This is a genomic window from Nonomuraea sp. NPDC050202 (genome assembly GCF_040656115.1).
In the GTDB taxonomy this organism is placed as follows: domain Bacteria; phylum Actinomycetota; class Actinomycetes; order Streptosporangiales; family Streptosporangiaceae; genus Nonomuraea.
Genome location: NZ_JBFALF010000067.1, coordinates 1 through 3,920, shown reverse-complemented (window position 1 = coordinate 3,920; position 3,920 = coordinate 1). Strand labels below are relative to the sequence as shown.

General features: G+C 66.3%; 2 protein-coding genes. One reads left to right on the top strand and one right to left on the bottom strand.

Annotated elements, in window-relative coordinates; translation table 11 throughout:
- On the bottom strand, positions 1 to 2,501 hold a 2,501-nt coding region (locus tag AB0I79_RS60695; RefSeq protein WP_357894978.1), incomplete at its 3' end, for an Ig-like domain-containing protein.
- A 461-nt stretch (positions 2,502 to 2,962) separates the two neighbouring features.
- Between AB0I79_RS60695 and AB0I79_RS60690 the strand changes: the two genes are divergently transcribed.
- The gene (locus tag AB0I79_RS60690; RefSeq protein ID WP_357894975.1) at positions 2,963 to 3,616 is read left to right on the top strand and encodes a site-specific integrase; all 654 of its coding nucleotides are present in this window, start codon (positions 2,963 to 2,965) and stop codon (positions 3,614 to 3,616) included.
- Positions 3,617 to 3,920: the final 304 nt, after the last annotated feature.

Genomic DNA, 3,920 nt, shown 5'->3' with positions numbered 1-3,920 from the left:
TCCACGTTCAGCAGTTGCCAGTCCGACCAGGGGCCGGAGGCGCCACCGGCGGTGGCGCGGGCCCGCCAGCGAAGCCATTGGCCGTCCGACAGCTTCCCGGCCGGCACCTGCACGGCACCCACATACCCCGATGCCACGCCGGACGTGCTGCCGGACCAGATGAGGCCGGTTTCTTCGCCGTAGTCCGGATCATGCTCCACCTGCACCTCCAAGGTGGAGGCGCAGCCGTGGTCTTCGACGACCCTGGCGAGTAGCTCAGGCGTCAGCGTGGAGGTCGTGGTGATGCTCCCTCTGGAGGTCGAGGGGCGGACTTGCAGGTCCGACACGATCGGGGCAGCGCAGTTCGCGCCAGTGGTGAAGGACCACGTGTGCGGCGCCATGACGTTGCCGGCCTCATCCTTGGCGCCTGACACCTCCACTGTGTAGGTCGTGCCCGCGGCGAGCACCTGCGCCGGGCTGAACGTCAAGGTTCTGCGCTCGGCGTCCATGCCGGCGGTGCCGGCGACGGAGGCTCCGCCAGGGGCCTTGAGCGTGATCTGCGCGTCCTTGACCGGCTCGCTGAACGACGCGATCACGGGCTCGGACACGATCACCTGCGTGGCGCCGTTCTCCGGGATGGTGGAGGTCACGGCGGGCGGTGTGCGGTCCGCCTCGGCCGTGGTGAACGACCACCGGTACGGCGAGATCATCGTGTTGCCGGCCGCGTCCCGGGCGCCTGAGACCTCCGCCGTGTAGACGGTCTCGGCGAGCAGCGGTTGCGCCGGTTGGAAGGACAGGACCTTGTTCGTCTCGTCCATCGCGGTGTTGCCGGTGACCGTGGTGCCCGCCGGGTCCTTCACCTCGATGCGGGCCTCGCTGACCTCCTCGTTGAAGCCCGCGCGGATCGTGGTGGCGTACGGGACGCCTGTGGAGTCCGGCTCGGGATACGTCCCCGCGACGGTCGGCGGCGTGGTGTCCGGCCCGGGTTCCGGGTCCGGAGGGTCGCCGGGCGTCTCGTGGACGGCCTCGATGGATTCCAGCCACTCCTCCGCGGTCATGTCCTCAGGGACACCCAGGGCGAGGGCCGAGTCCTCCATGACGTAATCAGGGGCGGCCTCGATCTGCTTCAGCGCCTCGGCCTCGGTGAGGGCGTCTGCCACGGGTGCGGTGTCCGACGTGAACGTGCTGTCCCGGTCGTCGCCCACCGTGGGGTTGTCCTCGTAGGGGATGAAGATACCCTTCGCCTGTTTGGGTGAAGGAGCGTCGTACTCGACGAACAACACCGGGCCCCGGCCGTCGATGCCGGCCCATTCGGTGCTTAGGTATTCGCGGAAGTTCGAGGTGCCGCCACTGTCCCCGTAGGCCGCCAGTTGGAGGCCGTAGTTCGGGGAGCCGGTGGCCCAGGCAGTGACGATGTCCTCGATAGAGTAGTACAACTCCTGCGCCGGCTGGGAGCAGTAGACGTACGTGCCGCCGGCCTTCCTGATGCGTCCGACGCCGCCTCCCTTGACCTCCTCGCCGGTCGTGGTGACGGAAGGCTGCCGGTCCCAGCGCAGGTTCACCGAACTCGATCCGTTCAGCTCCCAGTTGCTGGTGACGCGCCGCACGGCCATCTTCGGCGTGTTCTCGTCTCCGCCGCAGTGCGTGGTGATGTAGTTCCAGGGGCGCAGGTCGGCGTTCAGGATGGGGCGGCCGTACCAGGGAGCCTCTGTGAGGTTGTACTTCAAGTACGACCGGTAGATGTAATACGAGCTTTCACCGTCGTAGTTGTTGCGACCGGCCAGTATCGCGTCCATGTACTGCTGTGCGCCGCCTACGGTGAAGCGGGAATCGTTACTGACGAACGTGTCCGACGGATATCCTGCGCCATACCAAGGAGTGGGATTGGCCAGCAACGTCACCGGATACGTCGTGGCGGGGTCGGTAAGGAACGCGGCGTCGGGCCGGTAGACGAGGTCGTCGCCATCGAATTCCGCTGTGGCGTGCCCGATCTTGCCGGTGGCCGCCGATTCGGCCGCCGTCGCGTCTACAAGTACGGCAGGGAAGATATCGGCGATCTTCTTCCCGTCGTCCAGCACCTCCGCCTGACCCGATTTACTGCGATATTTCAGGCCATCGCCTGGGTCGACGGGCACCCGCAAGGTGAGTTGTCCGGTAGGGCGCTGCTTGATGACGACCTTCTGCCTGACGCCGGCCGGGCCGACCTCCAGCAGCAGATCGATGCCTTTTCCATAGGCGTCGGTGTAGGTCGCCGTGTTTCCTGCGAGTGTGGGAGCGGGCAGGTTCCGCACGGCACCCAGTCGCGCCTCGGCCTCGGCCGTCTTGACTTTCAGCAGTCCGGTGTCGCCGCCGACGGAAAGCCGTACCTCGTCCTTGAGCGCCTTCGGCTTTATGACGCCGCCGTCCTGGACAAGGGTGGTGTCGATCGCCCGCCAATTCCCCGTCCCGTCTTTGAATCGGACCGGGGCCTGGAAGACGTAGGTGCCGACGGTTTTGCCATCTGGATTGGCCACCGTCGTCATGTTCTCGGTGTGCAGGCTGGGGATCTCAATCTGCTTTCCCTGTTTCTTGGCCTCGGCTTTTGGCTGCGTCCAGGGGATTGGCAGGTGATGGGGTGCTGGAGAGGGCGGGCGTGGGGGTGGGCGTCGATTCCGCTGCTACCGGAACTGCCACTAATAACGAGGTGGCGAGACCGAGAACGGCCGTGAAGGCAGCGGGACGCCGGCATGTGCGAAAGTTCACCGGAGTCCTTCATCGGAGGATGGGCCAACCAGGAGATCTTGACACACGAGTAAGGCAGAAATAAAGATCGTTTCGGTATGCGGCAAGTCATTCTCCGTAATGCGACGGTCGGTCACCGCTACCGAAACGGGCGCGGGCCTGATCGGAGGTCTTTGCGGCCATCAACCTGACTGCGACAAGAAGCATGACCGCCTCAGGTGCGTCGGGAGGCGGCCTGGCGGCGTGAGGAGAGCGTCCGGCGGTGGCGGTGCGGACGGTCGAACAGTTGGCCGCCTTCCTGCGCGTCGTGCGGGAGGATTCGTTGTTCGTTTTGTGGTGGCTGGTGGCCTTGCGTGGGTTGCGGCGCGGGGAGGTGGCCGGGCTGCGTTGGGTGGACGTGGACCTGGAGCGGCGGGAGCTCACCATCGCCCATCAGCTGGTGCACACCGACGAGGGGCTGGTCTGGTGCGAGCCGAAGAGCGCGGCCAGCCGGCGGACGTTGGCGCTCGATCCGGAGACCGTGCGGCTACTGCGCCGGCATGAGCGTACGCAGCGTCGGCTGCCGGGCGAGCGGTGGTCACCGACCAGCCCGATCTTCACCCTGGGGAGCGGCGCGCCGGTGCAGCCGAGCTATCTCACCCACCGCTTCCACAAGCTGGTGGCCGCCAGCGGGCTGCCGCCGGTGCGGTTGCACGACCTGCGCCATGGAGCTGCGACGTTGGCTTTGGCGTCGGGTACGGAGTTGAAGGTGGTGCAGGGCACGCTGGGGCATGCCAGTATCGTGCTGACCGCCGACGCCTACGTCTCAGTGCTGCCGCAGCTGTACCACGACAGTGCCAGGGCGACGGCGCGGCTGGTGCTGAAGGCGGTGCGGGCGACCAACCGGAAGATCGGGAAGGCCCGGAAGACGACGTGACTCACGCGTGGCTCACCGTGACTCACGATCAGAAGACGCGACTACAGGCTCGGGTAAAGCCGCAGGTCGGCGTGGTAGGGCGGGTGGGACTTGAACCCACGACCCACGGATTATGAGCGGTTCCCTGGGGGTCGCTCGGTGTCGCGGAGTGACGTTTTCTATTGCTATGGACGGAATTCTGCCCGCCGTCGTGCCGGGAAGTGATGATGGAACCCATTTCAGGCTCACGCGGCTTGAGCGACGCGATGGTTCTGAAGGACGGCGATGGCCTTGCAGAGATGGCCGGCCTTTGACGGGCTGCAGC